This window comes from Arthrobacter sp. I3 (assembly GCF_000520575.1).
Classification (GTDB): domain Bacteria; phylum Actinomycetota; class Actinomycetes; order Actinomycetales; family Micrococcaceae; genus Arthrobacter; species Arthrobacter humicola_A.
Genome location: NZ_AZSB01000548.1, coordinates 1 through 4,198, shown reverse-complemented (window position 1 = coordinate 4,198; position 4,198 = coordinate 1). Strand labels below are relative to the sequence as shown.

4 protein-coding genes and 2 pseudogenes are annotated in these 4,198 nt (G+C 64.9%); all 6 read left to right on the top strand.

The window, feature by feature from the left end:
* Nucleotides 1–187: 187 nt before the first annotated feature.
* Nucleotides 188–1,452, top strand: a pseudogene (locus Y706_RS23210) (chromosome partitioning protein ParA).
* Between the two features lie 34 nt (nt 1,453–1,486).
* Entirely contained in the window at nt 1,487–1,882 is a 396-nt protein-coding gene (locus Y706_RS23205) for a hypothetical protein (protein WP_028275339.1), read from the top strand.
* On the top strand, nt 1,875–2,267 hold the full coding sequence (locus tag Y706_RS23200) for a DUF6668 family protein (protein ID WP_043434313.1): 393 nt from the start codon (nt 1,875–1,877) through the stop codon (nt 2,265–2,267). The genes Y706_RS23205 and Y706_RS23200 overlap by 8 nt, the downstream gene beginning before the upstream one ends.
* A gap of 11 nt (nt 2,268–2,278) precedes the next feature.
* A complete protein-coding gene (locus Y706_RS0102520; RefSeq protein WP_028275338.1) occupies nt 2,279–2,548 on the top strand; it encodes an integral membrane protein in 270 nt (89 codons plus the stop codon).
* Between the two features lie 27 nt (nt 2,549–2,575).
* A complete protein-coding gene (locus Y706_RS27705) occupies nt 2,576–3,325 on the top strand; it encodes a DUF8175 domain-containg protein (RefSeq protein ID WP_084475873.1) in 750 nt (249 codons plus the stop codon).
* Nucleotides 3,326–3,413: 88 nt separating this feature from the next.
* Nucleotides 3,414–4,198 (top strand): annotated as a pseudogene (locus tag Y706_RS23195) (hypothetical protein); the annotation flags it as partial.

The window sequence follows — 4,198 nt, the reverse complement described above, 5'->3', positions numbered from 1 at the left end:
GGCCGGCGACCCTGGCCGTGGATGAAACCAACGGATACGGCGTCACCGTCACGGTCCCGACCGACATCGGCCACTACAGGCTCCAGCTGCTGCGCACCTCCAAAGACGCCACCTGGAAGGTCAACCGGCTCACCCCGCCGGACGACCACTAACCCCAACCGCCCCGCTCGAGAAAAGGAAGAAGCCCATGGGTCGCAACCCGACAGAAGTATTGGCATTCCCCAAGATCAAGGCCATCGTCCGTGACAACGGCACCGCCGAAGTCGTCGTGGCAGGGAACTCCCGCACCGTCACGCCGGGCGGATCCCTGCAGCAGCTCCGCGAGAACGCCCTGGCCCTCGTGGTCGGGGAAGCGCGGACACTGAACCGGGCCGTACGGGTAGCCATCGATGACCCCGAAGGCCACGGCGAACTCATCGTCAGTCCCAACGGCAGCAAGGAATCCGTCAGCTACACGCCCAAGCCCGCCAGGCGCCGGGCCGAGGCCCCCACGACCACCGCCGCGCCCGTGGCGGGGGCGCTCACCGAGACGACCCCGATCGAACCAGTCCGGCCCCAGGCCGTACCGGCCGACACCACGCCCAAGGGTGAGGCCACGGCACGCCTTGGAACCTCAGCAACGCAAGGAACGACGATGACGCCCATCCCCGCCGCGGCGGAAGCCCCTTCGCACCGAAGCCTGAAAGAGACCTCCTTCCTGGTCAGCGCCCCGGTCCTGGAACCGGCCACGCAGGGCTGGCGCGGAACCCTGACACGGCTGGGGTTCCGGATGGATCCCTCGGCGGAGGAGATGGCCGAACGCGAGGACATCCGCACCGTCAGCCAGCACTGGCCCGGCCCCCGCACGATCGCGGTAGTGAACCGCAAGGGCGGGGCGAACAAGACCCCCACCGTGGTGATGCTCTCGGCCATCCTTGCCCGCTACAGCGGGGCCGCCACGGTCGCGTGGGATAACAACGAGTCCCAGGGCACCCTCGGATGGCGGACGGAAAAAGGCTCCCACGACCGCAGCGTCCTGGACCTGATCGACTCCTCCCAGACCCTGCTCTCGCCCTCGACCAACGCGGCCGAAATCGCCAGGTTCGTCCACCACCAGACCGCCGACAAGTTCGATGTCCTGCGCTGTTCGATGTCCTGCGCTCCGAAGCCGCACGACTGACGCTGCAGACCCTGGAATCCCGGGGCGGCCATGACGCGGAACTGGCCCGCAACGCCGTCGTGATCGTCTCCGAATCCACCGACGCCAAACGCAGCATGAGCGGGGATGCCCTGAAGCGGGCCAAGGACGAGGCCCAGCGCATCGCCGACGGCTTCACCCCGTTCGTCCGCGCCGTCGTCCGGATCCCGTACGATCCGGCCCTGGTCAACGGCCCCATCCGCTATGAAGCCCTGCAGCCAGCCACCCAGCGGGCATGGCTCGCGGCCGCGGCCGCCGTCGCCGCCGGCTTCTGAACCACTCACCAACGGACTCTGAAAGGTGGCAACCATGCAACAGACATTGAACCCCTGGATCACAAGCCCCGCCACCGACAACGCGGAGGAGGAGGCACAGGACGCGCACCTGCCGCCCGCGGCAGTGATTAGAGCGCCGCTGAGGGGAGTGATTGAACCGGACGCTGCAGACCGTCTGGCCCGCCGCACGGTCTCAGGCTCCGCAGCGCTGTGGGTCACCGGCGCCCACGGGGGTTCCGGGGAAAGCCGCATCGCTGACCTCATCGGCGGGGCGCGGGTCACCGGTCACTGCTGGCCCGTCCTCCAGGACGGCAGCAAGCCGCGGGTGCTGCTGGTCTGCCGTGCAGACATGCGGGGCCTGACAGCGGCCCGGAGCGCCCTGACCCAGTGGGTATCAGGACGGGGGTTCCGGGGAAAGCCGCATCGCTGACCTTCTCGAAGGGGCGCGCGTCACCGATCACTGCTGGCCAGTCCTCCAGGACGGCAGCAAACCGCGGGTGCTGCTGGCCTGCCGTGCAGACATGCGCGGGCTGACAGCTGCACAGAGCGCGCTGACGCAGTGGGCATCAGGCGCGGCACCCGAGCTTAATCTGCTCGGCCTCGCCGTCCTGGCGGACGCACCGGGGAAGACTCCCAAACCCTTGCGTGACTTCGCCGCCATCGTCGGCGGGGGAGCGCCCCGGCTCTGGACACTGCCCTGGGTCGAGGCCTGGCGGCACGGGGACTCCACAACGCCGCCGCCCCGCGACTACCAACGCTTCATCACCGACTTGGCCGCCCTGGCTACCGACACAACACCCGGCACCACCAACTGAAAGGTCTCACCATGAACCCCTTCGCTGTACTTGACGGAAGCGTTATCCCCAACCCCACCCCGGTCGTCCCGGCACAGGCAGGTGGCCTGCTCACGATCCTGAACTGGGCCTCCGGCATCGGCCTGGTCCTCGGCGTCCTGGGCGTCATCATCGTCGGCATCGGCATGGTCATCCAGCTCCAGCGCGGCGAAGGAGCCCAAGCCATCGGCAAGCTCGGCTGGGTCCTGATGGGCTGCATCATCATCACCGGCGCCTCCGGCATCGTCCGCGCCTTCGTCTAAGCCAGCACTATCAACGGGAGGTTCAGCATGAGCCAGCCAACAGAGAGCACCACCGAAAGCAATCCGTTCACCAAACCCGGTTTCATCATTGCTGCCGCGCTGGTGATCGCGCTGATTGCAGCATCCGTCGTCATCTTCCTGCTCCCCAAAGGACAGGAGAACGCGCAACCGGCACCCGGGACGGCGGAGCCCAGCAGCTCAGCCACAACGAGCCCCACCGCCCACGCTGCCGCTGACAAAAGCGTCTGCGGACTGCCCTCAAGCACGGAAACGGCGCTGGGGGTAGCACCTAAATCCAAGTGGGAACTTGTAGGAAGAATGGCGGCACCCACCGAGCCCAAGACCTTCGGTCCGGGCGTGACAGACGGAGACGGCTTCAGATCATGCTTCGCGAAGTCCCCAACTGGTGCCCTATATGCGGCCGCCAACATCTTGGCTTTGGGCTCCTCTGGAGATCCTGTCCTCAATCGGAAAGCAACAGACAAGCTCTTGATGCGCGGGCCGGGCCGGGATATCGCTAGGGCAGACTCCTCGTCAAAGTCCACGTCGAACACAACCGTTCAATTTCGCGGCTTCGTAATCAAGAGTTACTCACCTTCCGCAGCAAACGTTGACCTCGCCTTTCAGACCGACAAAGGGATGCTTGGGCACGCGGTCCTTCCTTTGCAATGGGCCGATGGGGACTGGAAACTGGCAATTGCCGATTCCGGTCAATTGATCAACGAAATAGCCCAACTTCGAGACCTGAGCGGCTTCATCGCCTGGTCGGGAGCCTGACGTGGCAGAAAAAGCATGTGGACCCATTGATGCCGGATGTGCAGTCGGGAACTGGGTCTCAGGGCTCGCCGATGACGCCATGGGCAACATGGCGAAGGCCATCATGGAGGGCATGAGCCAGATGGTGACGACTCTGTCGACTTTCTGGGCGTCCATGCCCACGGTCAACCTGGCCAGCACCGACGGTGCAACGCCGAGCCCCGTCGTTTCTATGGTGAACAGCGAATTGATGGTCTGGACTCTGACGCTTGCGGTCCTCGCCGTCATTCTCGGCGGTATCCGGATGATCTGGGAACAACGCGGAGCACCGCTGAAAGATCTACTCCGGTCCCTGATCACGCTGTGTCTTGTCTCGGGCCTTGGTCTGGGGGTCATCTCAATTCTGGTGATCGCCGCGGATGCTTTCTCTGCCGCCATCATCAAGCGTTCCACGGACGGAAAGGGCTTTGCCGAGTCGATGAATATTCTCGTGCTGGCCAATCAATCGGGTGTCGGCGTGTTTATCCTCATCGTTCTGGGATTGATCGGTCTGATTGCCTCCCTCGTCCAGATCGTTTTGATGGTGGTCCGCAGCGGCATGTTGGTGATCCTGGCCGGCATCCTGCCCACCACCGCGGCCTTCACGAACACCGAGATGGGGAGGCAGTGGTTCCAAAAAGCAGTTGGCTGGACCATCGCTTTCATCCTCTACAAACCAGCGGCAGCCATCGTCTACTCCGTCGCATTCCTGCTCATGGGGCACAACAGCGGGAAGGACGGCCTGATCGGCTCCATCACGGGCTTCACGCTGATGATCGTCGCCCTGTTCGCCTTGCCGGCACTAATGCGCTTCGTGACGCCCATGGTCGGTGCCGTCGCCTCCGGCGGGGGAGC

Bases quoted from the DNA above. Each gene is read 5' to 3' on its own strand.
- Y706_RS23205 (WP_028275339.1), top strand. From the start codon at position 1,487: ATGCAACAGACATTGAACCCCTGGATCACAAGCCCCGCCACCGACAAC.
- Y706_RS0102520 (WP_028275338.1), top strand. From the start codon at position 2,279: ATGAACCCCTTCGCTGTACTTGACGGAAGCGTTATCCCCAACCCCACC.
- Y706_RS27705 (WP_084475873.1), top strand. From the start codon at position 2,576: ATGAGCCAGCCAACAGAGAGCACCACCGAAAGCAATCCGTTCACCAAA.